Below are 26,238 nucleotides of genomic sequence, written 5' to 3' on the forward strand. Positions count from 1 at the left end.
ACGGTGGTCTCGCTCGCGAGCCAAGAACGTGCATACGATCTCGCGAGCAAGAGCGAGACAAGGCGGAAACGAGCGAAAAAGCGGAATGTACTCGTGGTACATGAGCATTTTGAGCTCGGTTTCAACGCCGTATCGCCGAAGCGCAGCAGATCGTAAACAGGTTCTTACAACTCCACCGCCTGCCGGGTCCTCAAGGCCTCGGTAATGGCCAGGCCGATGCGGGTGGCTTCGCGGGCGTCGGCCAGGCTCAAGGCCAGCGGCTGGTCCAGGCGCGCGGCGTCGACGAAGTGCTGCAGCTCCAGCGCGAAGGCTTCGGCAAAGCGCTGGTAGAAGTCCGTCACGCACTCATTGCGCACGCCGTGGCGGTCGCTGATCTCCACCCGGTTGGCGCGCGGATTGACGCCCACGCTCAGCCGGCCCTGGGTGGCGAAGATCTCGGTCAGCGTCTCATGGCCGTGTGCCTGGGTGCGCGAGGCGTAGAAGCAGGCCAGCTTGCCGCCTTCGAACTCGCACATCGCCACGCCGTTGTCCACGTCGCCGTATTGCGCCAGCGCGCCGTGCACCGCGTTGACGCCGCTGGCCCATACCCGCACTGGACGCGGCGCGCCCAGCAGCCAGCGCGCCAGGTCGATGTCGTGGATGCTGCAATCCATGAAGATGCCGCCGCTGCTGGGCGCGAACTGCACAAAGAAGCCGCTGTCGTCGTTGAGGTCGCAAGTCTGCGAACGCACCAAATAGGGCTGACCCACCAGGCCCTGCGCCAGCTTGGCGGCGGCGTCCTGGTAGCTGGGGTCGAAACGGCGGACGAAACCCACCATGGCCTTGAGCTCCGGGCGGCGGGCGGCGGCGCGCTCCACCCGCAGGCAATCGTCCAGGTTCAGCGCCAGCGGTTTTTCGCAGAACACGTGCTTGCCGGCGTCCAGGCAGGCGATGATCTGATCGGCGTGCAGCGCGGTGGGCGTGGCCAGCAGCACCGCGTCCAGTCCCGGTTCGGCCAGCAGACTCTCCAGCGCGGCGTGGCCGGCGGCGTCGGGCAGCTCCCGCCGCGCCCAGTCCCGCTCTTCCTGTAGCGGCGAGCAGGCGGCGGTCACGCGCGCGCCGGCGATGCGGTCGCGCAGATTGAGCGCGTGGCGGCGGCCCAGCCGGCCCAGGCCGGCGACGCCGAGGTTCAATGTAGACATATAAAGCCTCCTGGCTCTGCTTGATCTAACAGCCTGTTCAAAATCTGTTCAGCTAAAGCTAGGCCCGAGGCGCGGCTGAACTCTCTACGTGCGAATCTTTGATTCGCTCAGTGATGGCGCGCTAACGTCGCGCTGCTCGAACAAGCAGCCGCTTAAGACCTCGGGCCTGCCACCCGACGGCAGTCTTGAAGGGACCCGGGGCGCATCGAATACGCGGTTTCCTTTGTATTAACGATGCTGCAACCCGCTGATAACAAGCCCGTTACAGGCTCTACCCCAATTCGACAACCTGACCCAGCCGCCAGGAGCGGGTGGCGGCGTCGGCCAGTTCCAGCGCGCGCACGCCGTCCTCCACCGTGGTGAGCGGCGCGGCGCCGTCGCGGATGACTTCCAGAAAGTGCGCCATCTCGGCGGCGTAGGCCTGGCGGTAGCGTTCGAGGAAGAAGGGCTCGGGCAGGTCGGCGGCCACCGCGCGCTCGCCGTAGGCGGTCACCTCGGTGGGGCGGTGGTTGCCCGCCTGCAGCATGCCGCGGCTGCCCAGCACTTCGAAGCGCTGGTCGTAGCCGTAGGCGGCGCGGCGGCTGGTGTTGATCTGGCACAGCCGGCCCTGGCGGGTGCGCAGCGTCACCGCCGCGCTGTCGGCGTCGCCGGCGGCGGCGATGGCCGGGTCGCTGAGCGCGCTGGCGCTGGCGTGCACGCTGAGGACTTCGTCGTCCAGAATCCAGCGGCAGATGTCGAAGTCGTGGATCAGCATGTCCTTGAAGATGCCGCCGGAGCGGCGGATATAGTCCAGCGGCGGCGCGCCGGGGTCGCGGCTGGTGACGATCAGCATTTCCGGCGCGCCGATCTCGCCGGCGGCCAGCCTGGCCTTGAGCGCGGCGAAGGTGGGGTCGTAGCGGCGCTGGAAGCCGATCAGGCACGGCACGCCGGCCGCGGCCACCGCTTGCGCGCATTGGCGCGCGCGTTCCAGCTCCAGGTCCACCGGCTTTTCGCAGAAGATGGCCTTGCCGCGCGCGGCGGCGGCCAGGATCAGTTCGGCGTGGGTGTCGGTGCTGGCGGCGATGACAACGGCGCGCACCGCCGGATCGTCCAGCGCCTGTTCCGCGGAGCAGGCTTCGGCGCCGTGGGCGGCGGCCAGCTCCCGCGCCGCCGGCGCGTGGCTGTCCACCACGTATTTGAGCCGCATGCCCGGCAGGCGGGCAAGGTTGGCGGCGTGGATCTTGCCGATGCGGCCGGCCCCGAACAGCGCTGTGTCAATCATCGTATCCTCCAGTCTCCTTGGTTTCTTCTATGTTCAGCTCCAGCCGGCAGGCCAGCGCGATGAACAGCGCCTGGCACAGACAGATGGTGCTGGTCAGCGAACGGAAGGCGAAGGCGGAGCCTTCCCTGACCGTCAATACCGCGTCGGCCCCGCGCGCCAGCGGGCTGAGCTGGCTGTCGGTGATCACCAGTTGCTTGGCCTTGTGCTGCGCCGCCACCCGCGCGCAATAGCGGCTTTCCTTGCCGTAGGGCTGGAAGCTGATGGCGATCAGCACGTCTTGTTCTCCAATGCTGCGGATCTGCTGCGGAAACATGCCGCCCAGGCCGGACAGCAGATGCACTTTCTTGGCGGTGTGCTGCAAGGCGTAGGCGATGTAGGAGGCGATGGGAAACATGCGCCGCACCCCGGCCACGTAGATGTTGTCGGCGTTCAACAGCAGCTCCACCGCCGCGTCCAGCTGCGCCTCGTCCAGCGCGGCGTCCAGCTCGTGCAGGCCGTGCTGGCAGGCGGCGATGAAGTCGCGGGTCACGCCGGCGGCGGAGCGCTGTTCGTCGCGGTTGGCGATCAGGCTCTGGATGCGCTGCCGGTAATTGGGCTGCGGCGCGCCCTGTGGCGTAAATGCGTCACGGAACACGGCCTGCATCTCGGAAAAGCCGGCGAAGCCGAAGCGCTGGGCGAAGCGGACGATGGCCGAGGGCTGCACCTCGCAGGCCTGGGCGATGTCGGTAATGCGTTGCAGCATCAGCGTGCCGCGGTGCTGCTCCACATAGCCGGCAATCACTTTCAGCTGCTTGCTCAGCGTGTCGTATTCGGCGGCGATGCGCTGCATCAATTCTTCGGCGGAGGCGGTGTTGGCCATGGACGGGCTTCCCTAAGGTTTTGGCCAGTATACGTTTTGTCCCGATATTCGAAAATAATTTTCTATTGAAAAACAATTTTGGAAAATTATTTGCAGAGTAGAGCGAAAGCTCTTAAGGTGATTTCACGCCCGGCGCCGACAGCGGCCGCGGCCGACACCATAGCGGGCTCCTCGATGGGCCGGCGGAGAATAAGGAGGAGAGAGATGCAGCAGCGATCCTGGAAGTGCAAGTGGAAGCGGGCTCTGCCCGCGGCGGCGCTGGCGCTCTGCGCGCTGGCCCAGCCGGCGCTGGCGGCCGACGCCCGTTTCGTGCTGGTCAGCCACGCGCCGGATTCCGACGCCTGGTGGAACACCATCAAGAACGCCATCAAGCAGGCCGGTGAGGATTTCAACGTGCAGGTGGATTACCGCAATCCGCCCAACGGCGATCTGGCCGACATGGCGCGGCTGATCGAGCAGGCGGCGGCGCGGCGCTACGACGGCGTGATCGCCAGCATCGCCGACTACGACGTGCTGAAGCGGCCGCTGGGCCAGGTGGTGGCCAAGAAGATTCCGCTGATCACCATCAATTCCGGCACCGTCAAGCAAAGCGAGAGCCTGGGCGCGGCCTTGCACGTCGGCCAGCCGGAGTACGACGCCGGCTTCGATTCCGGCAAGCAGGCCAAGGCCGCCGGCATCAAGACCTTTCTCTGCGTCAACCACTACGCCACCAATCCTGCCTCCTTCGAGCGCTGCAAGGGCTTCGCCGACGCCATCGGCGCCGATGTGCGCAAGTCCACGCTGGACGCCGGCGACGACCCCACCGGCATCGAAAGCAAGGTCAGCGCCTATCTGCGCAACAACCCCGGCACCCAGGCGCTGCTGACGCTGGGGCCGACTTCGGCCAGCCCCACGATCAAGGCGGTGAAGAAGATGGGCCTGGCCGGCAAGCTCTACTTCGCCACCTTCGACCTGTCCGAGGACATTTCCAAGGCGATCAAGGACGGCACCGTCAAGTTCGCCATCGACCAGCAGCCCTATCTGCAGGGCTATATCCCGGTGGCGGCGCTGGCCATCATGAAACGCGACAAGACCACGGACCCGGCCAAGGTGGAGGCCGCGCTCAAGGCCAATCCCAAATTCCAGGCCAGGCTGAAGGAGTACGGGCTGGCGCCCCTCTACAAGGGCCGCCACATCAACTCCGGCCCCGGCTTTGTCACCAAGGACAATATCGCCAAGGTGGAGAAGTACGCCGGGCAGTACCGCTAGCCGCCGTTTTCCGATGGATCTGACGCCCGGCGCGGAATTATCGGCCGCCCGGGGCGAGGAGCAGAGCAATGAGCATGAGCAAGGCCAGTCCGGGCAAGGCCGCGGGCATCCGCATGGCGCCGCCCGGCGACGATGAAAGAGTACGGCGGCTGTCGCTGTTCGACCGGCTGATGGGACGGCCGGAATTCGCCGCCGTCGCCGGCGCGGTTTTGGTGTTCGCGGTGTTCGGCGTCGGGGCCGGCGGTTCCGGCATGTTCGCGGTGGACGGCATCGTCAACTGGTCGCAGGTGGCGGCCTATCTCGGCATCATCGCCATCGGCGCCTGCCTGCTGATGATTGCCGGAGAGTTCGATCTGAGCCTGGGCTCGATGATAGGCTTCGCCGGCATGATGGTGGCGATCCCGCCGCTGTATTTCGGTTGGCCGTTCTGGCTGGCCATCCTGTTCGCCTTCGCCGGCTCGCTGGCGGTGGGCTGGCTCAACGGCTACCTGGTGCTCAAGACCCGGCTGCCGTCCTTCATCGTCACCCTGGCCTTTCTGTTCATCCTGCGCGGCCTGACGCTGGCTTTGTCCATCCTATTCGCCAACCGCACCATCGTCAGCGGCGTCGGCGACCTGGCGGCGGCGGACCCGCTGGCGCAATGGCTGTTCGTCGGCCACGTCGGCGGCGGCCTGTTCCACTGGCTGGCCGGCATCGGCGCCATCGCCTCCCTGCCGGACGGCGGCGCGGCGGCGGCCGGCGTGCCCAAGGTGCTGCTGTGGTGGCTGGCGTTGGCGGCGATCGCGGCCTTCGTGCTGGCGCGCACCCGGATCGGCAACTGGATCTTCGCCGCCGGCGGCGACGCCAACGCCGCCAAGAACGTGGGGGTGCCGGTCAAGCAGGTGAAGATAGGCCTGTTCATGTTCACCGCCTTCTGCGCCTGCCTGTTCGCGGTGCTGCAAGTGTGCGACGTAGGCTCCGCCGCCGCCGACCGCGGCCTGCAAAAGGAGTTCGAGGCCATCATCGCCGCGGTGATAGGCGGCTGTCTGCTCACCGGCGGCTACGGCTCGGTGGTGGGCGCCTGCGTCGGCGCGCTGATCTTCGGCGTGGTGCAGATCGGCATCACCTACACCAATATCAACTCCGACTGGTTCCGCGTCTTCCTCGGCCTGATGCTGCTGATGGCGGTGTTGTTCAATCACTATGTCAGACGCCGCGTCACGGAGGCCAAATGATGGTCACGACCGGCAAAATCCCTGCGGCCGCGTTGCGCCTCCTTGCCGTACTCAATGTACTGTCCGCGTCGGCGCGCCTTGCCGCAGCCGCTGCGCTGAATTTTTCCGGCCGTGACGGGCTGAGGTCGAGCTGGCAAAACGATGCGGCGGCCTTGCGCCTCCTTGCCGTACTCAATGCATTGTCCGCGTCGGCGCGTTTTGCCGCGGCCACCGCGCCGAACAAGCCCGGCCGCGGGCCGCAAGGAGTCGAATATGAAACCGTGTGACGACTACATCCTGGAGCTGGACCAGGTCAGCAAGACCTTTGGCTCGGTGATTGCCTTGCAGAAGGTGGACCTGCAACTGCGCCGCGGCGAGGTGCATTGCCTGCTGGGCGACAACGGCGCCGGCAAGTCCACGCTGATTAAGACCCTGGCCGGCGTGCACCGGCCCAGCGGCGGCGAATACCGGGTGGACGGACAGCCGGTGCGCTTCGAATCGCCGCGCCAGGCGCTGGACCTGGGCATCGCCACCGTCTACCAGGACCTGGCCCTGGTGCCGCTGATGTCGGTGGCGCGCAATTTCTTTCTGGGCCGCGAGCCGATGAAGAAATGGCTGGGCCTGCTGCCGGTGCTGGACCTGGAGCTGGCCGGCGAGGTGGCGCGTGACAAGCTGGCGGAAATGGGCATCCACATCCGCGATCCGCACCAGGCGATAGGCACGCTGTCCGGCGGCGAGAAGCAGTGTCTGGCCATCGCCCGCGCCATTTACTTCGGCGCGCGGGTGCTGATCCTGGACGAACCCACCGCCGCGCTGGGCGTCAAGCAGAGCGTCAATGTGCTCAAGCTGATTTCCAAGGCGCGCGACAAGGGCATCTCGGTGATCTTCATCACCCACAACGTCAACCACGCCTATCCGATAGGCGACCGCTTCACCTTGCTCAATCGCGGCCGTTCGCTCGGCACCTACGCCAAGGACGCGGTCAGCAAGGAGGAGGTGCTGGACATGATGGCCGGCGGCGCGGAAATGCAGAAACTGATGGCCGAGCTGGACGGCGTCCATATCTGAAAGGTAGATCTAGCATGCAAAACACCACCCGTTTCGCCAGCGGCCGCGACCGCGACCTGGTCTGCCTGGGCCGGCTGGCGGTGGACCTGTACGCGCAGCAACTGGGCGCGCCGCTGGAAGACGCGGCCAGCTTCGCCAAATATCTGGGCGGCTCCTCCGCCAACATCGCCTTCGGCGCGGCCCGGCTGGGCTTGAAGTCGGCGATGCTGTCCCGCGTCGGCGACGAGCAGATGGGCCGTTTCCTGCTCAACACCCTGCGCGCCGAAGGCTGCGACGTCAGCCAGGTGAAGGTGGACCCGGAGCGGCTGACGGGTCTGACCCTGCTGGGCATCAAGGACCGCGACAGCTTTCCCTTGCTGTTCTACCGCGAAAACTGCGCCGACATGGCGCTCAGCGCCGACGACATAGACGAGGACTTCATCGCCGGCAGCCAGGCCTTGCTGATCACCGGCACTCATCTGTCCCGGCCCGGGGTGGAGGCGGCCAGCCGCCGCGCGCTGCAATACGCGCGCCGCCACGACGCGCGCACGGTGCTGGACATCGATTACCGGCCCGTGCTGTGGGGCCTGGCCGGCCGCGGCGACGGCGAAACCCGCTACATCGCCAGCGCCGAGGTCAGCGCCCATTTGCAGAGCCTGCTCTCCGAGTTCGACCTCATCGTCGGCACCGAGGAAGAATTCCTGATCGCCGGCGGCGCGGCCGAACTGATGCCGGCGCTGGCCCGAGTGCGCGCGCTGAGCCGGGCGGTGCTGGTGGTCAAGCTGGGCCCCCTGGGTTGCGCGGTGATTCCCGGCACGGTGCCGGCGCGGATCGAGGACGCCTTCAGCGTGGCCGGCGCGGAGGTGGAGGTGATGAATGTGCTGGGCGCCGGCGACGCCTTCCTGGCCGGCTTCCTGTCCGCCTGGCTGCGCGGCGGCGACTACGCCGAATGCTGCCGCCGCGCCAATGCCTGCGGCGCGCTGGTGGTGTCGCGCCACGGCTGCGCGCCGGCGATGCCGACCCCGGCCGAACTGGAACGTTTTTTGGCCGCGCCGACGCGGCGGCCGGGCGAGGACGCGGCCCTGAGCCGGCTGCACCGGGTCAGCGCGGCGCGGCCGCGTTGGGACGAGTTGTGCGTGTTCGCCTTCGACCACCGCAGCCAGTTCTTCGAGCTGGCGCGCGAGGCGGGCGCGGACGAGGCGCGGCTGCCGCGTTTGAAACAGCTGCTGGTGCAAGCGGTGGCCGGCGTCGAGCAGCGGCTGGGCCTGCACGGGCGGGTGGGGGTGCTGATCGACGAGCGCTACGGCGCCGACGCGTTGTACGCCGCTACCGGCCGCGGCTGGTGGGTGGGCCGGCCGGTGGAGCTGCCCGGCTCCAATCCGCTGGTGTTCGAGCAGGGACGTGCGATGGCCGGCGCGCTGGCGGCCTGGCCGCGCGAGCACGTCATCAAGTGCCTGGTGCAGTACCACCCGGACGACGCGCTGGACAACCGGTTGGAGCAGGAGGCGCAAATCCGCGCGCTCTACGACGCCGCCCAGGCCAGCGGCCATGAACTGCTGCTGGAAATCATCCCGTCCAAGGATTTGCCGCGCGCGGACGACACCGTCTACCGCGCGCTCAAGCGCCTGTACAACCTGGGCATTTACCCGGATTGGTGGAAGCTGGAGCCTCCCGCCGCCGCGCAATGGCCGGCGCTGGACGCGCTGATCGCCGAGCGCGACCCCTATTGCCGCGGCGTGGTGCTGCTGGGCTTGAACGCGCCGCTGGACACGCTGCGCCGCGGTTTCGCCGCCGCGCGCGCCAGCCGCAGCTGCCGCGGCTTCATGGTGGGACGCAGCCTGTTCCAGCGGCCGGCCGAACGTTGGCTGGCTGGCGAGATCGACGACGCCGGCCTGGTGGCCGAGGCCGGCGCGCGTTTCGCCGAGCTGGTGGCGGTGTGGCGCGAGGAACGCGGCGCGGCCGGCCGCGCGCTCAGCGAGGAGGGCGCGCGATGAGCACGATTCGCTTGACCATGGCCCAGGCGCTGGTGCGCTACCTGGCCGCGCAGCGGGTGGAGCTGGACGGCGAGGAAGTACCGCTGTTCGCCGGCGTGTGGGCGATCTTCGGCCATGGCAATGTCGCCGGCCTGGGCGAGGCGCTGCAGCAGGCCGGCGACAGCCTGCCCACCTGGCGCGCCCACAATGAACAGGGCATGGCCCACGCCGCCATCGCCTACGCCAAAGCCCAGTTCCGCCGCCGCATGATGGCGGTGACCAGCTCCATCGGCCCCGGCGCCACCAATCTGGTCACCGCCGCGGCGCTGGCCCACGTCAACCGGCTGCCGCTGCTGCTCTTGCCCGGCGACGTGTTCGTGTCGCGCGCGCCGGACCCGGTGCTGCAGCAACTGGAAGCGCCGCAGGACGGCACGCTGTCGGTCAACGACTGCCTGCGGCCGGTGTCGCGCTATTTCGACCGCATCGTCCACCCGGCGCAGCTGCTCACGGCGCTGCCGCGCGCGCTGGCAGTGCTGACCGATCCGGCGCAATGTGGGCCGGCCACGCTGGCGCTGCCGCAGGACGTGCAGACCATGGCCTGGGACTATCCGGCCGACTGGTTCCGGCCGCGGCGGTGGCGCATCGCCGCGCCGCCGCCGGAAGCGGAAGCGCTGGAGCGAGCGGCCCAGGCGCTGGCCGCCGCGCGGCGGCCGTTGATCGTGGCCGGCGGCGGCGTGCTGTACAGCGCCGGCGGCGCGGCGGCGCTGCGCGCCTTCGCCGAGCGCCACGGCGCGCCGGTGGCCGAAACCCAGGCCGGCAAGAGCGCCTTGCCCTGGGACCACCCGCTGCAACTGGGCGCGATCGGCGTCACCGGTTCGCCGGCGGCCAACCGGCTGGCGGAACAGGCCGATCTGGTGCTGGCGCTGGGCAGCCGCTTGCAGGACTTCAGCACCGGCTCCCAGCAATTGTTCCGCCAGGCGCGGCTGCTCAGCGTCAACGTCAACGCGTTGGACGGGATCAAGGCCGACGCCGTGGCGCTGACCGGCGACGCCGCGCTATGCCTGGACGCGCTGTCGGCGCGTCTGGACGGCTGGCGCGCCGACGCCGGCTGGAGCGCCGAGGCGCGCGCGCTGGCCGAGGACTGGCGCGCGGAGACGGCGCGCGTCACCGGTCAGCGCCAGCCTCACGGCCTGCCATATGACGGCGAGGTGATAGGCGCGGTGCAGCGCCACCCCGGCTCCGAGCGCGACGACATCGTGGTCTGCGCCGCCGGCACCCTGCCGGCCGAGCTGCACAAGCTGTGGCGCGCGGCGACGCCGGGCGGCTATCACCTGGAATACGGCTATTCCTGCATGGGTTATGAAATCGCCGGCGGCCTGGGCGTGAAGATGGCGCGGCCGGAGCGCGAAGTCATCGTGATGGTGGGCGACGGCAGTTATCTGATGATGAACAGCGAGCTGGCCACCTCGGTGATGCTGGACCGTAAGCTGATCGTGGTGCTGCTGGACAACCGCGGCTACGGCTGCATCAACCGCTTGCAGCAGGCCTGCGGCGGCGCGCCGTTCAACAATTTGCTGGAAGACTGCCGCCAGGGCCGCCACGGCGCGCCGCGGGTGGATTTCGCCGCCCATGCGCGCGCGCTGGGCGCCGAGGCCGAGCACGTGGCCGACATCGCCGGCCTGGAGGCGGCGCTGGTTCGCGCCCGCGCCGCCGAGCGCAGCTATCTGATCGTGATCGACACCGACCCGGCGCGCACTACCGAGGCCGGCGGCTGCTGGTGGGAGGTGGCGGTGCCGGAAGTGTCGGAACGGGCCGAGGTGCGCGCCGCGCGTCAGGCATACCAAGACCGGCTGCGCCGGCGTCAATACGAATAGCGGGGAACAGCGCAATGCATGCATTCGACGTGAAAATCGGCATCAACCCGATCTCCTGGAGCAATGACGACCTGCCGTCGCTGGGCGGCGAAATCCCGCTGCAGCAGGCGCTGGCCGAAGGCGCGGCCATAGGCTACCGCGGTTTCGAGCTGGGCAATAAATTCCCGCGCCAGCCGGAGGCGCTGGCGGCGGCGCTGGCGCCGCACGGCCTGCAATGCGTGTCCGGCTGGCATTCCGGCCGGCTGGCCGAGCATAGTGTGGACGCGGAAATCGCCGCCGTGGAGCCGCATTTGCGGCTGCTGGCCGCCAGCGGCTGCCGGGTGATGGTCTACGGCGAGGTGGCCCAGGCGATACAGGGCCAGCCGCGGCCGCTGAGCCAGCGGCCGCGCTTCCGCACGGAGCGGCAATGGCGCGATTACGGCGAGCGGCTGAACGCCTTCGGCCGCCATCTGCAAAGCCACGGCCTGACGCTGGCCTACCACCATCACATGGGCGCTTACGTTGAAACCCCGGACGACGTGGACGCGCTGATGGCGGCCACCGGGCCGGAAGTGGGCCTGCTGTTCGACAGCGGCCACATCGCCTTCGCCGGCGGCGAACCGCTGACGGTGCTGCGCCGCCATATCGGCCGCGTGGTCCACGTCCATTGCAAGGACATCCGCCCGCAGGTGGCGCGGCTGGCGCGCAACCGCGGCTGGAGCTTCCTGGAGTCGGTGCTCAACGGCGTGTTCACCGTGCCCGGCGACGGCGCCATCGATTTCGAAGCCTTGCTGCGCGCGCTGGCCGAACATGATTATCGCGGCTGGCTGGTGGTGGAGGCGGAACAGGACCCGGTGGTGGCGCCCAGCTACCGCTACGCCGAGCTGGGCTTCCGCACCCTGGCCGGCCTGGTGGCCAGCATCCGCGCCGGCGCACCGGAAAGGAGCTGCGCATGAGCCAGCCTGATCTGCGCGTCAGAGCGGCGGCCGGTCGCGTCGCCGCCGAGGTGACGCCGGCCTCCGCCGGCTGGCGCCACGTGGGATTCCGCGCCTTGCGCCTGGCCGACGGCGAGGCCGAGGACTGGCTGCAAGCGGAGCGGGAATGCTGCGTGGTGGTACTGGCCGGCGTCGTTGATATCGTCGCCGGCGAGCAGCGCTGGCCGGGCGTGGGCGGCCGCGCCGGGGTGTTTGACGGGCAAGCGCCGTGGGCGGCTTATATTCCCGCCGGCTGCCCGCTGCGCGTCGTCGCCCGCGGCGCGGCCGAAGTGGCGCTGTGCTCGGCGCCGGGCCGGCCGCTCAGCCGGCCGCCGCGGCTGATCCGGCCGCAGGACATGGCGCAAAGCGTGCGCGGGCAGGGCGCCAACACCCGCTACGTCACCGACATCCTGCCGCAGCAGGCGGAGGCGGACAGCCTGCTGGTGGTGGAAGTGCGCACCCCGTCCGGCCATTCGTCCAGCTATCCGCCGCACAAGCACGACCGCGACGCGCTGCCGGCGGAAAGCCTGCTGGAGGAAACCTATTACCACCGGGTGAGCCCGGCGCAGGGCTTCGTGTTCCAGCGCGTCTACACCGACGAGCGCGACCTGGACCAGTCGCACGCGGTGGAGGACGGCGACGTGGTGCTGGTGCCGCGCGGCTACCACCCGGTGTGCGTGCCGCATGGCTACGAATCCTACTACCTCAACGTGATGGCCGGGCCGCACCGCGAATGGCGCTTCCACAACGACCCGGCGCATGAGTGGCTGTTGTCCGGCAAGCCTTAAAAGCCTGTTCAAAGTCTGCTGCGCTTCGGCGGGTTGTTTAGACAAGGGCGTTAAAAACCAGCTCAAAATGCTCATGTACCACGTGTACATTCCGCTTTTTCGCTCGTTTTCGCCTTGTCTCGCCCTTGCTCGCGAGATTTTGAACAGGTTCTAAGACCCCGCCGCAGCGTACTTATTTCCTTGTTCTCACTCATAGTTTTTTGATCCGCGGCAGCCATTTATGGCTGTTGCGGCCTGCGGCCATGCGCTGCTCGGGCTTTGACGGCTTGTTTGCCCTGGCATTAAGAACAGTCGTCAGCCGTTTCCTGCTTTTTCAGACCATTGCGGCTCGCTTGCCGCGGCCTTAGATGCTTAAGCTCTTAATTTTCATAAGGCTGCCGCACTTCCTCGATCTTCCTCCAGACAGTCGCTTGGGCTGCCTGCTGCGGCCTTGGCACCGTATCCGGAAAGGAGTTGACCATGTCTGAGTTCGCCGCCTGGCGGTCCTCCCAAGCCAGCCTGGCCCTGCTGGCCTTCGCCATACTGTTGCCGGTCCAGGCCATGGGCACCAACCCGGCCACGGAGATGGTCCCCGCCGGCGTCGAGGGCTACAACCACACCTCGGCCGCCATCAACCGCTTCAGCGTCAACCGCGCCGGCGGGCACAACATCGGCCCATTCAACAATGGCGGCGGCTCACAATCCTGCTGCGCCTCGCTGCCGCGCCAGTGGCGACCCGGACTGATGGCCACCGTCGAGTGGGAAAAAGACCCCAATCCAAGGGCTCCGATAAAGCGGGATAAAACCGGCCAATACGATATGGATGACTATGATCGTCACGCAGCCAACTACACCCAACACCGCGCCGTCGTCGAAATCCCGCGCTATGAGAAGTCCTGCGGCGTGCAAGTCCACTTCCTGCCCTGCGATGAGGTCCGCGTGGTCAGTTCCTGCCGTACTCCAGACCATCCCGACTACCCCTACAAGTCGTTCTACCAAATCAGGGAGCCAAAAACATGTCCCAAGTAGAGCAGCGACCCGCCCCCGAAGCCGTTCAAATCCGTACAGCCCCCTTTCCGGAGAACGGCCTGCTGCCGCTCAATTATCCACAGCGGCTGAACAATGAGCAGTTGAAGGAGCGGGACCTCAGCGACGAGAAATACCGCCGCCGCAAGGCCGCCGCCGAGGGCGGGCCGGTCTATGCCTCGCCCACCTGCACCAAGAGCATGACTATTTCGCTGTTCTTCGACGGCACCAATAAGCACGAGGAATCCGATAGCCAGGCCAAACCGCGCGCTACCTCGAATATCGCCCGGCTGCTCCATGCCGTTTTTGCCACGGAAACACACGGAAGGACACGGACAACACCCCCAAAGCCCGCGCCGCGTTTTTCCCTGTGTTTCCGTGCTGAGCAGCTTGTGCCGTTTCCCATCACCGCAAGAAAGGAGTTGACCATGTCTGAGTTCGCCGCCTGGCGGTCCTCCCAAGCCAGCCTGGCCCTGCTGGCCTGCGCCATGCTGTTGCCGGCCCAGGCCATGGGCACCAACCCGGCCACGGAAATGGTCCCCGCCGGCGTCGAGGGCTACAACCATACCTCGGCCGCCATCAACCGCTTCAGCGTCAACCGCGCCGGCGGACCCAATGTCGGTCCCTACCAGGGCGGAGGCAAACAATCCTGCTGCGCCTCGCTGCCGCGTCAGTGGCGGCCCGGACTGATGGCCACCGTCGAATGGGAAAAAGACCCCAATCCCAACTCACCGATTAAGCGGGATAAAAATGGGCAGATTCTCCCATCAGAAGCGATACGCATCCGTTCGGAATTCACCCAACACCGCGCCGTCGTCGAAATCCCGCGCTACGAGAAGTCCTGCGGCCTCAATGTCCACTTCCTGCCCTGTGATCAGGTCAAGGTTGTCAGTTATTGCGGCGGTTATTACGGCGACCCTGGCTACCCGGTACAAGAGCCCCTCAAGATGAAGGAACCCAAGACATGTCCCAAGTAGAGCAGCGGCCCGCCCCCGAAACCGTCCAAATCCGTACAGACCCCTTTCCGGAGAACGGCCTGCTGCCGCTCAATTACCGGCAGCGGCTGAACAATGAGCAGTTGAAGGAGCGCGACCTTAGCGATGAGAAATACCGCCGCCGCAAGGCCGCCGCCGAGGGCGGGCCGGTTTACGCCTCGCCCACTTGCACCAAGAGTCTGACTATTTCGCTGTTCTTCGATGGCACCAATAACCATGAGGAATCCGATAGCCAGGCCAAGCCGCGTGCTACCTCGAATATCGCCAGGCTGCCCCATGCCGTTTTTGCCACGGAAACACACGGAAGGACACGGACAGAACCCCCAAAGCCCGCGCCGTGTTTTTCCCTGTGTTTTCGTGCTGACCAGCTTGTGCCGTTTCCCATCACCGCAAGAAAGGAGTTGACCATGTCTGAGTTCGCCGCCTGGCGGTTCTCCCAAGCCAGCCTGGCCCTGCTGGCCTGCGCCATGCTGTTGCCGGCCCAAGCCATGGGCACCAACCCAGCCACGGAAATGGTCCCCGCCGGCGTCGAGGGCTACAACCACACCTCGGCCGCCATCAACCGCTTCAGCGTCAACCGCGCGGGCGGACCCAATGTTGGTCCCTACCAGGGTGGCGGCAAACAATCCTGCTGCGCCTCGCTGCCGCGCCAGTGGCGACCCGGACTGATGGCCACCGTCGAGTGGGAAAAAGACCCCAATCCAAGGGCTCCGATAAAGCGGGATAAAACCGGCCAGTACGATATGGATGACTATGATCGCCATGCGGCCAACTACACCCAACACCGCGCCGTCGTCGAAATCCCGCGCTACGAGAAGTCCTGCGGCCTCAATGTCCACTTCCTGCCCTGTGATCAGGTCAAGGTTGTCAGCTATTGCGGCGGCTATTACGGCGACCCTGGCTACCCGGTACAAGAGCCCCTCAAGATGAAGGAACCCAAGACATGTCCCAAGTAGACCAGCGTCCCGCCCCCGAAGCCGTTCAAATCCGTGCCAAACCCTTTCCGGAGAACGGCCTGCTGCCGCTCAATTACCGGCAGCGGCTGAATAATGAGCAGTTGAAGGAGCGCGACCTCAGCGATGAGAAATACCGCCGCCGCAAGGCCGCCGCCGAGGGCGGGCCGGTTTACGCCTCGCCCACCTGCACCAAGAGCATTAGCATTTCGCTGTTCTTCGATGGCACCAATAACCATGAGGAATCCGATAGCCAGGCCAAGCCGCGCTCTACCTCGAACATCGCCCGGCTCTACCACGCCACCCTGGGCAGCAAGCAGGGCGGCAGCGGTCAGGCTGACAACAAACTGGCCGAGCAGGGCTGGTACGCCTACTACATCCCCGGCGTCGGCACCCGCTTCCCCGAGATCGGCGAGCTGAAGCCGATGAGCAGTGGCCTGATCTTCGCCAATGGCGGCGAGGACCGCATCAACTGGGGGCTGACGCGACTGATCCACGCTTTACGCCAAAATTACGGCATGCCGCCATTGCCTGACGAGGATGCCAAAGAACTGGTGATCAAGCGAATGCGCAATCCGGTGTCGCAGCCGGACGGCTATATCCAGCGCGCCGACGCGCTGCGCCAGCAGCTGGAGGCGCTGGCCGAGGCCCGCTATGCGCGGCCGATGCCGCAGGTGCTCGGCATCCGCCTGTTCGTCTACGGTTTCTCGCGCGGCGCCGCCGAGGCCAGGGTGTTCACCCGCTGGCTGGAGGCGCTGACCCGGCCCGAGGACGCGCCGGCCGACGCGGTGGACGTCCAGCACACGCTGATCGGCATCCCGATCTCGATCCGCTTTATGGGCCTGTTCGACACCGTCGCCACCGTTGGCCTGGCCAATAGCCTGCCGATGGCCGACGGCCATATGGCCTGGGCCAGCGACAGTCAGTTGCGCCTGTCCGACAACCCTCAGTTTCTGGAGCAGTGCCAGCACTTCGTCGCCGCCCATGAGCAGCGCGCCAGCTTTCCATTGGATAGCATCCGCCGCCGCGACGACCCCAAGCAGAGCAACGCCCAGTCGCGCTACCGCGCCGGCTGCGTCGAAACCCTGTACCCCGGCATGCACAGCGATGTCGGCGGCGGCTATCCGCCCGGTGAACAGGGCAAGAGCGTTGACCCCAAGAACCCAGAACGGCAGTGGCTGCTGCTGTCGCAGATTCCCTTACACGATATGTACCGCGCCGCCTTCGAGGCCGGCGCGCCCTTGCAGGTGCCGGAGATTGCGCTGGCCGAGAACGAGCGCCTGGACAAGCGCTGGCTGGTGATGGATCCCCAAACTGAGGCCGAGTATCGGGTCGCCCCGGAAGTCATTACTCGCTTCAACGCCTGGCTGGAGCAAGCCCAGCCTGGCGGGCTGGAAGACGTGTTGCGCAGCCAGATCGCCTGGATCACCGGCTGGCGCATCCACCGCTGGATCCCCGGGTCGCGCTGTTATTACGAATCCGCGCACAGCCAGCCGCAGCAGGACTATTTCAAACGCTGCGACGACAAGGACCAGCCAAAACCCTTGCGCCAGGCGCTGGAACGCGAGCATGAGCGGCAGTTGCAGGAGGACCTGGCCCAGCGCGACAACAAGCCGCCGCCGCAGCTGTCGCCGGAGCAGCAGGAGCAGCGCGACAAGGACCTGGCCTTGATCGCGTCGGCCCAGCAGCGAGTCAATATCGACAAGGGCTTTGAGCCGGTGCTGGACCAGCAGCAGATGGAGCACGGCGCCAAGGACTTCCGCAAGGACTATGTGCCGGAGTGGCAGTTGTCCGGCGACCCCAGCAGCCTCATCGACGGCGTGTTCGATCTGCTGCTGGGCGGCACCGTCTACCTGCTCAACAGCGACGACGAGGCCGCCGAGTACGCCAGCATCCGCGAGGGCGGCCAGGCCAAGGAAAAAACCTTGTTCGGTCAACGCGAGCTGCGCGATCTGGTGCTGCTGTACGACGAGCACATCCACGACTCCCGCGCCTGGTTCATGTATTCCAGCGCGTTGGGCACCCGCGAACCGTGGACCGACTACTTCCGCTACCGCACGGTGTTCTACGACGACGAATCCAACAAGCCGCTGTCGCCGCTGATGATCGCCGGCCGGGTGGTGGGGCTGGCGGTGACGCTGGGCAGCGTCGGTTTCGCGATCAAGCGCAAGGACCCGCGCTATCTGCTGGGTCTGATGCTGCCGTCGCTGGGCTTGCCGGTGCTTAGCGGGCGCGGCTGGCCGCAGTGGCCGGCCGGGGCGCTGCCGGAGTTGAGCTTCACCGACCCGCAGAGCGGGGCGGCCCTGCCGATGGCGGAGCTGGACCCGGCGCTGCGGGCCTTCAGCCAGCGGCCGGCGGCGGCGGAAGCGGCACTCAGGCAGCTGTGGCGCTCCGAACCGCGGCTGCCGGTGTTCGGCGCCGAGCCGTGGCAGCCGACGCCGCTGATGCTGAGGGCCTGGGAGGCGCGTAAGCAGGACGTGGCGGAACTGGAGGCCTGGCTCGCCTTGACGCCACCGCACCCCAACGACCCGGACGCGCCGCCGTTCCCGCCGCGGCCGTGGTCATGGTGAGCCGCGCCTTGCGCGGCTTGGGCCTTGCCACCCCCGCCGCAGCGGGGCCTTGAACGGCGGCGGGGCTTGGGTTGGCGCGGGCGGCGGTGTAAACTGCCGCTTTTACGACCGCGCCGGTCTCTTGCCTGGATTCCGCCATGCCCACGCCTCATGCCGCACGCCGCGCCCGCCTGCTGTCCGCCCTGGGCGACGCCGTCGCGGTGCTGCCCACCGCGCCGGAAGCGGTGCGCAACGCCGATAATTTCTATCCCTATCGCCCGGACAGCCATTTCCTCTACCTGACCGGCTTCGCCGAGCCGGAAGCGGTGCTGGTGCTGGACGGCCGCAGCGGCAAGTCCATCCTGTTCTGTCGCGACAAGAATCCGGACATGGAAATCTGGGAAGGCTTCCGCCACGGCCCGCAGGCGGCGGCCGAGGCTTTCGGTTTCGACGAGGCCTATCCCGTCGCCGAGCTGGACGCGCGGATGCTGGAACTGCTGTCCGGCTGCGGCCGGCTGTGCTGGAGCCTGGGCCGCGACGCCAAGTTCGACGCGCGCGTCAACGGCTGGCTGGACAGCCTGCGCCAGCGCGCCTACCACGGCGCGCCGGCGCCCAGCTGCTACGGCGACGTGCACGCGCTGCTGGACGAGATGCGGCTGATCAAGGACGACAGCGAGATCGCGCTGCTGCGCCGCGCCGGCGAGATTTCCGCCGCCGGCCACGTGCAGGCGATGCGCGCCACCCGGCCCGGCCTGCATGAATACCAGATCGAGGCGGAAATTCTGCACGCCTTCGTCAGCCGCGGCGCGCGCCAGCCTTCCTATGAGAGCATCGTCGCCGGCGGCGCCAATGCCTGCACCCTGCATTACTGCGCCAACAACGGCCTGCTGCGCGACGGCGAGATGCTGTTGATCGACGCCGGCTGCGAGCTGGAAGGCTACGCCGGCGACATCACCCGCAGCTTTCCGATCAACGGTCGCTTCAGCGGCCCGCAGCGCGACGTTTACGAAGTGGTGCTGGCGGCGCAGGCGGCGGCCATCGCCGCGCTGGGGCCCAAGGTGCCCTGGAACGCGTCCGGCGACGCCGCGCTGGCGGTGCTGGCCCAGGGCATGCTGGACCTGGGGCTGCTGCGGGGCAGCGTGGACGGGGTGATCGAATCCGGCGCCTACCGCCAGTTCTATATGCACGGCATCGGCCATTTGATCGGCCTGGACGTGCACGACGTCGGCGCGCGCAAGCGCAACGGCCTGTGGCGCGCTTATCAGCCCGGCATGTGCGTGACGGTGGAGCCGGGCTTGTACATCCGCCCGGCCGACGGGGTGCCGGCCGCGCTGCACCATATCGGCGTGCGCATCGAGGACGATGTGCTGATCACCGAGCAGGGCTGCGAGGTCTATACCGGCGGCGTGCCCAAGCGCATCGACGAGATCGAAGCGCTGATGAACGAGAATTGAGTGTCCGGAGCCTGGGTCCCGAGGGAACAGGAGGAAACAGAATGCAGCAACAGACGAATGAACATGCGGACGTGGTGATCATAGGCGGCGGCCCGGTCGGGGCGCTGGCCGCGCTGCGGCTGGCGCGCGCCGGTCGCGAGGTGACGCTGGTGGAAGCGCGCGGCCGCGACGAGGCGGTGCGCGACGCGCGCGCGCTGGCGCTGTCCTGGCACAGCCGCGAGCTGCTGCGCGAAGCCGGCGCCTGGCCCGAGGACTTGCCGGCCTCGCTGATCGACAGCGTGCACGTGTCGCAGCAAGGCGCTTGCGGCCGCACCCTGTTGCAGGGCGAGGACGTTGGCCTGCCGCACCTGGGCGCGGTGGTGGACTATCCGGCGCTGGTGGCGGCGCTGGGCGGCGCGCTGGAGCGCGCCGGCGTGCGCGTGCTGTGGCGGCGCCGGGTGCGGGCGGTTAAGAGTCTCAGCCATTACGCGGTGGTGACGGTGGACTCCGACGCCGGCTCCAGCCTGCTGAGCTGCCGGCTGGCGGTGATGGCCGAGGGCGGCGCGCTGGCGGAAAGCCTGCCTGGCGTCAAACGCCTGAGCCACGATTACCGGCAGTGCGCGGTGCTGGCCGAGGTGCGCACCGAATTGCCGCCCCAGGGCGTGGCCTATGAGCGCTTCGCCCACGACGGGCCGCTGGCCCTGCTGCCGCACGGCGACGCTTATATGTTGGTGTGGACCCGCAGCGCCGAGGACGCCGCCCGCCTGCAGGCGGCCGACGAAGCCGAGGTGGCCGCCGCCTTGCAGCAGGCCTTCGGCGAACGTCAGGGCCGTATTCTGAGCGTGGGGCCGCGCGCGGCGTTCCCGCTGGCGCTGAAGCAGCTCAACCGCGTGGTCAGCGGCCGGGTGGCGATGATAGGCAACGCCGCGCAGACCATGCATCCGGTGGCGGCTCAGGGCCTGAACCTGGGCCTGCGCGACGCGGCCGGCCTCAGCGCGGCGCTGGCCGGCGCGGCCGACCCCGGCGACGCCGCCGCGCTGGCGGCCTACGCGGCGGCGCGGCGGGTGGACAGTCACGCGGTGGTGGGCTTCACCCATGGTTTGATCAAATTGTTCGACGGCCACCACCCGGTGGTCAGCGCGATGCGCAGCGTCGGCCTCAGCGCGCTGGACGCGCTGCCGCCGCTGCGGCGCAAGTTCGCCAGCCATCTGGTGTTCGGCGTTTGACGGGGGAGCGAGCGTGAAGGCATTGCAGTACGACGTGATCGTGGTGGGCGGCGGCCTGGTGGGGGCCAGCCTGGCGCTGGCGCTGGACCGCGCCGGCAAGCGGGTGGCCTTGCTCGAGGGGCGGCCGCCGCGGTTGGAGGGCCTGGACCAGGGCTGGGACGCGCGCATTTACGCGGTGAGCCCGGCCAACCGCCGCTTCCTGGAGAGCCTGGACGCCTGGCCCGGCGCCGAGCGCCTGGGCGCGATCGAAGCGATGGACGTGCGCGGCGACGCCGGCGGCCGCATCGAGTTCGCCGCCAGCGACGCCGGCGAGCCGGCGCTGGCCTGGATCGCCGAGAACCGCTGGCTGCTGGCCGCGCTGTGGCGGCGGCTGGCGGCGTCCGGCGTCGATTGCCTGGCCGGCGTCAAGCCGCTGACGCTGCGCGCCGACGCGCTCGGCGCGGAACTGGAGCTGGAAGACGGCCGCCGGCTGAGCGCGGCCTTGCTGGCCGGCGCCGACGGCGCCAACTCCTGGGTGCGCGAGCAGGCCGGCCTGGACGCCAGCGTCAAGCCTTACGGCCAGAGCGGAGTGGTGGCCAATTTCGACTGCGAGCGCCCGCACGGCGGCGTGGCGCGGCAATGGTTCACCGGCGACAGCATCCTGGCCTGGCTGCCCATGGCCGGGAACCGAATTTCCATGGTGTGGTCAACTTCTGATCCCGAGCGCTTGCTGGCGCTGCCGCCGGAGCAATTGGCGGCGACGGTGGCCGCTGCCGGAGGACGGGCCTTGGGCGAGTTGGCCGTCCTCACTCCCGCTGCGGCGTTTCCGCTGCGGCTGATCCAGCCGGAGCGGGTGGCGGCGGAGCGCGTGGTGCTGGTGGGCGACGCCGCCCATACCGTGCACCCCTTGGCCGGCCAGGGCGTGAACCTGGGCTTCCAGGACGCGGCGCAATTGGCGGCCTTGCTGGCCGGCGAGCGCGACGCCGGCGACTGGATGCTGCTGCGCCGTTACGAGCGTCAGCGGCGCGAAGCGGTGAAAACCATGCAGCTGGGCTGCGACGGCCTGTTCCAATTGTTCCAGGCCAAGGCGCCGGGCCTGCCGTGGCTGCGCAACGCCGGTTTGAATCTGACCAATTGCCTGAAGCCTTTGAAGCGGCAATTCGCTCGCCAGGCGATTGGTTACTGAACCTCCTTTTTTAAGGGTAAAGATTGATGAAGAAAAACCTGAAGTCCCTGGCGCTGGGCGCCTCCCTGATGATGGCGCTGGCCGCTTGCTCGCAAGCCGCCGGTAGCGGCAACGCCGGCGACGTGAAGAAAGCGTTTGAAGGCCGCTTCCCGGGCAAGCCGGTCAAGGCGGTGACCGCCACGCCGGTGAAGGGCATTTACGAGGTGGTGGTGGACAATAAGCAGGTGGTGTACACCAACGCCGACGCCAGCTATCTCTTCGTCGGCGATCTGATCGACGCGGTGAAGAAGGAAAGCCTGACCGAGAAGAAAATGGCCGAGCTGAACAAGGTGGACTTCAAGTCGCTGCCGTTCGAGTACGCGCTGAAGGAAGTGCGCGGTAAGGGCGAGCGCAAGCTGGCGGTGTTCTCCGATCCGGACTGCCCGTTCTGCAAGAAGCTGGAGCGCGAAGGCCTGAAGAACCTGGACAACGTCACCATCTACACCTTCCTCTACCCGCTGAGCCAGCTGCACCCGGACGCGATGCGCAAGTCCAAGCAGATCTGGTGCTCGCCGGACAAAGTGGCGGCCTGGTCCGGCTTCATGCTTGACGGCAAGCCGCTGACCGGTCCGGACAATTGCGACACTCCGTTGGAGAAGATTCAGCAACTGGGCGAGAAGCTGGGCATCACCGGCACCCCGGGCCTGATCTTCGCCAACGGCCAGCTGGTGCCGGGCGCGATCGATGGCGACGATATCGAGAAGCTGCTCAACGCCAAGTGAGCGCATGAAGACATGCGCCGCTAAGCCGGTTTTCACGGCCTGTTCCTGCGTCCGCGCGACGCCGGGGCAGGCCGTTGTCGCGCCGGGCGGGCGGCGATGACGGCGCGGCCGGGCCGGCGCTTGTCCGACGGCGACCGCCTGTTGCTGGGCCTGTCGCTGTCGCTGGCGGTGCATGGGCTGGCGGTGTTCGCGCCGTGGCCGGCCGGCGGCGCTCAGGGTTCGGCGTCCGGTCTGAGCGTGCGTCTGTCCGCCGCCGCGCCGTCTAGCGCGGCGCGGGACGCCGCTCGGCCCGCGGCCCGCCCCGCGCCTGCCGTCGCCGAGCCGGCCGCCGGAACGCCGGCGCTGACCGCGCCCGGGGCTTCGCGCGCCTTGCCGGAGGCGGAGACGCCGCGGACGGAAACGCCGCCCGCCGCCGCCTCCGTTCCGGCTCCGGAGGCTTCCGCGCCGGCGGCCGCCGGCGGCGAGCCGGCCTTGGCCTACGACGAGGGGCTGCCGCAGCGGCTGGGCCTGGACGTTTATTATCCGGCCGGGCAGCTGGAGCGCCTGGCGGAGCCCTTGGCGCCTATCGTGCCGCCGATACTGGCCGATATGCCTGGGGATCCGCCGGCGTTCGAACTGCGCGTCTATATCAATGAGCAGGGCGGGGTGGACGCCGCGCAGTGGGTGGGGGCGGCGCCGGCGGACGGCGACGCGCAGCTGGAGCCGTTCCGGCGGGCGCGCTTCTTGCCAGCGCGCAAAGACGGCATCGCGGTGAAGAGCTATAAACGAATTCTGCTGGAGACGACGCCGCTGGACGCGACGGCGACGCCGGCCTCGCCTTGAACAAAATTAAGGCCGGACGCCGGGCCGGCGGCTGACCTCGGACGCGGGTTCGTGGTAAATTCCGCTCTCCGGCACTGGCTGCCGGCGGCTAACATCTCCAATCAGGGGCGTACGAACGTCCCGGCCTTCAACAAAGGAATTCCCATGTCTGATCTGCAGACTCTGTTCACCCAGGCCCAGGCCGACGTCAAGACCCTGTCCGAGCGTCCGGACAACCAGACCCTGTTGCAACTGTACGCGCTGTTCAAGCAGGCGACCGAAGGCGACGCCGCCGGCGAGCGCCCGGGCATGATGGACTTCATCAACCGCGCCAAGTTCGATGCTTGGGAAAAGCTGAAAGGCAAGGGCAGCGACGAGGCGAAGCAGGACTACGTGGACGTGGTGAAGCGCCTGCTGGAAGAGTAAGCCGGCCGAGGCGGAACCCGGCCGCCGAAACGGAGCGCCCGCGGGCGGCGCCGTTTCCGGCGGCTAAGCGGCACCGGTTCAGCGTGCCGATTTTTTTTGGAGCCTGTTCGCAAGCCCGCGGGACAGCCCGCGCGGCTGGTCGCCGCGGCCGGGACGGCGCGCGGATCGCGAACGGGTTCTCCGCTGTGGCGGCGTGTCCGCGCAGCGCATGGCGGTATGGTTTTTCAATCAAGTGAAGCGTTGGCCAAGATGAAGAGAGTCTTTTGCTTGCTGGTTTTCGCCCTGCTGGCGCAAGCGTGCCGGGCCGGCGACGACCCGGTTTTGCTGGTGGTGTCGGGCAAGATCAGCCATTTCACCGATTCGGCGCGCGGCGTGTACGAGTTCCGCGAGAGCGCGTTGATGGCCTTGCCGCAAACTTCGCTGGTCACCGCCACCAGCTGGACGCCCAAGGCCACCTTCAGCGGGCCGCTGGTGCGCGACATTCTGAATAAAGTGGGCGCCTACGGCCACCAGGCCCAGTTCGTGGCGCTCAACGACTACACCTATTCCATTCCGATCAGCGAACTGGTCAAGTACCGCGCCATCCTGGCGCGCCGCTTCAACCAGCAGCCGATGAACGTGGCCCGTTACGGCCCGCTGTGGCTGATGTATCCGCTGGAGCAAATGCCGGATTCCGCCAAGGGGCCGGCGCTGGACGCCAAGCTGATCTGGCAGATAGACGGTCTGGTGGTGAACTGATGAACCAGGACAATCAAGCGCCGTCCGGCGTCGCGCCGGGCTGGGCCGGCCGCCTGCGGCGGCTGATGTCGGGCTGGGGCGGCTGGCCGGAGGGCCGGCGCATGCTGTGGGTGGGCCTGCTGGTGCTGATCACCGCCGCCGGCGGCATGTATTACAGCATCAGCCAGCTGGGCAAGGTCAACTCGGTGGCCAACAGCAGCGAGGATCTGTATTGGTCGGTGGCGCAGTTCCAGCTGGAAATGGAGCGCGCCAAGTCCGCGCTGGTGGGCTTCCAGGCCGGCCGCATCAAGCAGGACGAATTGCTGCGGCGGCTGGAAGTGGCCAGCAGCCGCTTCCATGTGTTCGCCGAACCGGCGCCGGTGCGGGTGCAGATGTTGCTGCGCCAGGTGAAGGGCTTCGACACCCTGGTGGCGGATTACCAGCAATTGTTCAACGACCCGGCCTTCGGCCATCCGACGCTGGCCGCGGCGCCGGCGCTGCTGGAGCGCATCGACCTGCTGCGGCCGCAGCTGATGGCCTTCGCCGTGGAGGCGAGGGTGGCCGAGGTCAAGAGCCGCACCGAGCGGCTGGAGGACTTGGACCGCCAGCGCAGCAATGTGCTGTATCTGCAGTCGGTGTTGTGGGGCGTGATCTGCGCGGTGATCCTGCTGCTGTCGCGCTACAGCTCGGTCAAGCGCCTGGCCAGCGCCAAGCAGGCCTTGCTGGAGAAGGAGCAGTCCGCTCACCAGGCCACGGTGGCGATGGAGCTGGACCGCACCACCTTCCTGGCCACGCTGAGCCACGAGATCCGCTCGCCCTTGCAGTCGATGCAGGTGTGCATCGAATTGCTGGAGCCGGTGGCGGACGGCCAGAAGACCGCGCGCACCGCCTTGCAGCGTTTGAAGACCAGCGTGTCGCATTTGTCGGCCCAGGTGCACGACATCATGGACATCAGCGCCATCCGCAATATGAAGCTGAGGATGAATCCGCAGCCCATGCCGCTGGCCGAGGTGCTGCAAGCCACCATGGACGTGATGCGGCCGCTGGCCGACGCCAAGGGCCTGGCGCTGAACTACCAGGCCGGACCGCTGCCGGAGACGGTGGTGCTGGACGAGGTCAGGCTGCGCCAGGTGGTGGGCAATCTGGTGTCCAACGCCATCCGCTACACCGATAGCGGCGCGGTCACGGTCAGCGTGTCCTGCCTGCGCGCCACCGGCCACCACGAGCTGGTGCTGCAGGTGCGGGACACCGGGGTGGGGATTCCGCTGGAGTACCAGCAGCGCATCTTCCAGCCCTTCATCCAGGGCAAGCACCGACGCGCCGGCAGTTGCGGCCTGGGCCTGTCCATCGTCAAGGAGCTGGTCAATCTGTTCGGCGGCTGCATCGAGCTGGACAGCGCCGAGGGCAAGGGCGCCTGCTTCACCGTGCGTCTGCCGGTGCAGGCGCTGGAGACGCCCGGCCCGCAGTCGGTGCTGATCGTCGACGACGACGCCGACATCCGCGACGCCCTGGCCGAGTTGCTGCAGCGCGACGGCTATCAGGTGGCCGTCGCGGAGACGGCGGCCTTGGCGGAGCGGGCGCTGGAGCAGGCCGATTTCGACACCGTGCTGCTGGACATGCATCTGGGCGCGGACAGCGGCTATCAGGTGGCGGAGCGGGCCTGGAACGGCCAGCGCGCGGAACAGACCGCCGTCGTCGGCATGAGCGCCTATCCGGAGGCTTTCGAGGACCCGCGCGCCAGCCGCTTCGCCGGCATCCTGGCCAAGCCCTTCGACGCCGGCCAGCTGCGGCGAATGCTGGAGACTGTGGCCAAGCGGGCGTGATCCCCGT

Annotated in this window: 23 protein-coding genes; 20 read left to right on the forward strand and 3 right to left on the reverse strand. The window is 67.8% G+C overall.

The features are described from left to right. Window positions 1–164: 164 nt before the first annotated feature. From VK98_RS20085 to VK98_RS20095, 3 genes are all read right to left on the reverse strand, one after another. The gene (locus VK98_RS20085) at window positions 165–1,181 is read right to left on the reverse strand and encodes a Gfo/Idh/MocA family oxidoreductase (RefSeq protein WP_048415733.1); all 1,017 of its coding nucleotides are present in this window, start codon (window positions 1,179–1,181) and stop codon (window positions 165–167) included. 271 nt (window positions 1,182–1,452) lie between these two features. Further along, window positions 1,453–2,442: an inositol 2-dehydrogenase gene (gene iolG, locus VK98_RS20090; protein WP_048415734.1), complete on the reverse strand. Its 990-nt coding sequence runs from the start codon at window positions 2,440–2,442 to the stop codon at window positions 1,453–1,455. Continuing rightward, on the reverse strand, window positions 2,435–3,301 hold the full coding sequence (locus tag VK98_RS20095) for a MurR/RpiR family transcriptional regulator (protein ID WP_048415735.1): 867 nt from the start codon (window positions 3,299–3,301) through the stop codon (window positions 2,435–2,437). The genes iolG and VK98_RS20095 overlap by 8 nt, the downstream gene beginning before the upstream one ends. A gap of 204 nt (window positions 3,302–3,505) precedes the next feature. On the opposite strand from VK98_RS20095, the gene VK98_RS20100 reads away from it, so the two are divergent. From VK98_RS20100 to VK98_RS20200, 20 genes are all read left to right on the forward strand, one after another. After that, window positions 3,506–4,549: a sugar ABC transporter substrate-binding protein gene (locus tag VK98_RS20100; RefSeq protein WP_048415736.1), complete on the forward strand. Its 1,044-nt coding sequence runs from the start codon at window positions 3,506–3,508 to the stop codon at window positions 4,547–4,549. Between the two features lie 68 nt (window positions 4,550–4,617). Continuing rightward, window positions 4,618–5,763, forward strand: a complete 1,146-nt coding sequence (locus VK98_RS20105) for an ABC transporter permease (protein WP_082159150.1) — start codon at window positions 4,618–4,620, stop codon at window positions 5,761–5,763. Beyond that, window positions 5,760–6,029 (forward strand): hypothetical protein, encoded by a 270-nt coding sequence (locus tag VK98_RS20110; protein WP_048415737.1) that lies wholly within the window; start codon window positions 5,760–5,762, stop codon window positions 6,027–6,029. The genes VK98_RS20105 and VK98_RS20110 overlap by 4 nt, the downstream gene beginning before the upstream one ends. Then, complete coding sequence (locus tag VK98_RS20115; RefSeq protein ID WP_048415738.1) at window positions 6,016–6,810, forward strand: ATP-binding cassette domain-containing protein; 795 nt, start codon at window positions 6,016–6,018, stop codon at window positions 6,808–6,810. Before VK98_RS20110 ends, VK98_RS20115 begins: the two co-directional genes overlap by 14 nt. Window positions 6,811–6,824: 14 nt before the next feature. Next, a complete protein-coding gene (gene iolC, locus VK98_RS20120) occupies window positions 6,825–8,783 on the forward strand; it encodes a 5-dehydro-2-deoxygluconokinase (protein WP_048415739.1) in 1,959 nt (652 codons plus the stop codon). Further along, a complete protein-coding gene (iolD, locus tag VK98_RS20125; RefSeq protein ID WP_048415740.1) occupies window positions 8,780–10,636 on the forward strand; it encodes a 3D-(3,5/4)-trihydroxycyclohexane-1,2-dione acylhydrolase (decyclizing) in 1,857 nt (618 codons plus the stop codon). Before iolC ends, iolD begins: the two co-directional genes overlap by 4 nt. Before the next feature lie 14 nt (window positions 10,637–10,650). After that, window positions 10,651–11,571 (forward strand): myo-inosose-2 dehydratase, encoded by a 921-nt coding sequence (iolE, locus tag VK98_RS20130; protein WP_048415741.1) that lies wholly within the window; start codon window positions 10,651–10,653, stop codon window positions 11,569–11,571. Continuing rightward, on the forward strand, window positions 11,568–12,377 hold the full coding sequence (gene iolB / locus VK98_RS20135) for a 5-deoxy-glucuronate isomerase (protein WP_048415742.1): 810 nt from the start codon (window positions 11,568–11,570) through the stop codon (window positions 12,375–12,377). The genes iolE and iolB overlap by 4 nt, the downstream gene beginning before the upstream one ends. A 459-nt stretch (window positions 12,378–12,836) precedes the next feature. Beyond that, a complete protein-coding gene (locus tag VK98_RS20140; RefSeq protein ID WP_053077509.1) occupies window positions 12,837–13,385 on the forward strand; it encodes a DUF3304 domain-containing protein in 549 nt (182 codons plus the stop codon). Beyond that, on the forward strand, window positions 13,373–14,359 hold the full coding sequence (locus VK98_RS24050; RefSeq protein ID WP_197083115.1) for a DUF3304 domain-containing protein: 987 nt from the start codon (window positions 13,373–13,375) through the stop codon (window positions 14,357–14,359). Before VK98_RS20140 ends, VK98_RS24050 begins: the two co-directional genes overlap by 13 nt. Beyond that, complete coding sequence (locus VK98_RS24055) at window positions 14,347–15,333, forward strand: DUF3304 domain-containing protein (RefSeq protein ID WP_197083116.1); 987 nt, start codon at window positions 14,347–14,349, stop codon at window positions 15,331–15,333. The genes VK98_RS24050 and VK98_RS24055 overlap by 13 nt, the downstream gene beginning before the upstream one ends. Beyond that, window positions 15,321–17,900, forward strand: a complete 2,580-nt coding sequence (locus tag VK98_RS20160; protein ID WP_053077503.1) for a DUF2235 domain-containing protein — start codon at window positions 15,321–15,323, stop codon at window positions 17,898–17,900. Before VK98_RS24055 ends, VK98_RS20160 begins: the two co-directional genes overlap by 13 nt. A 137-nt stretch (window positions 17,901–18,037) precedes the next feature. Continuing rightward, window positions 18,038–19,333, forward strand: coding sequence for an aminopeptidase P N-terminal domain-containing protein (locus VK98_RS20165; protein ID WP_048415744.1), 1,296 nt, complete (start codon window positions 18,038–18,040; stop codon window positions 19,331–19,333). Between the two features lie 41 nt (window positions 19,334–19,374). Continuing rightward, on the forward strand, window positions 19,375–20,538 hold the full coding sequence (locus VK98_RS20170) for an FAD-dependent oxidoreductase (RefSeq protein ID WP_048415745.1): 1,164 nt from the start codon (window positions 19,375–19,377) through the stop codon (window positions 20,536–20,538). 13 nt (window positions 20,539–20,551) lie between these two features. Further along, window positions 20,552–21,703, forward strand: coding sequence for a UbiH/UbiF family hydroxylase (locus VK98_RS20175; protein WP_048415746.1), 1,152 nt, complete (start codon window positions 20,552–20,554; stop codon window positions 21,701–21,703). Window positions 21,704–21,729: 26 nt separating this feature from the next. Next, window positions 21,730–22,464, forward strand: coding sequence for a DsbC family protein (locus VK98_RS20180; RefSeq protein ID WP_048415747.1), 735 nt, complete (start codon window positions 21,730–21,732; stop codon window positions 22,462–22,464). A 96-nt stretch (window positions 22,465–22,560) separates the two neighbouring features. After that, a complete protein-coding gene (locus VK98_RS20185) occupies window positions 22,561–23,286 on the forward strand; it encodes a hypothetical protein (RefSeq protein WP_048415748.1) in 726 nt (241 codons plus the stop codon). A 144-nt stretch (window positions 23,287–23,430) separates the two neighbouring features. Then, window positions 23,431–23,691 (forward strand): acyl-CoA-binding protein, encoded by a 261-nt coding sequence (locus VK98_RS20190; protein WP_048415749.1) that lies wholly within the window; start codon window positions 23,431–23,433, stop codon window positions 23,689–23,691. A gap of 267 nt (window positions 23,692–23,958) precedes the next feature. Further along, on the forward strand, window positions 23,959–24,429 hold the full coding sequence (locus VK98_RS20195; RefSeq protein ID WP_197083117.1) for a molybdopterin-dependent oxidoreductase: 471 nt from the start codon (window positions 23,959–23,961) through the stop codon (window positions 24,427–24,429). Next, a complete protein-coding gene (locus tag VK98_RS20200; protein ID WP_048415750.1) occupies window positions 24,429–26,231 on the forward strand; it encodes a hybrid sensor histidine kinase/response regulator in 1,803 nt (600 codons plus the stop codon). Before VK98_RS20195 ends, VK98_RS20200 begins: the two co-directional genes overlap by 1 nt. Window positions 26,232–26,238: the final 7 nt, after the last annotated feature.

It is taken from the genome of Chromobacterium sp. LK11 (assembly GCF_001043705.1).
In the GTDB taxonomy this organism is placed as follows: domain Bacteria; phylum Pseudomonadota; class Gammaproteobacteria; order Burkholderiales; family Chromobacteriaceae; genus Chromobacterium; species Chromobacterium alkanivorans.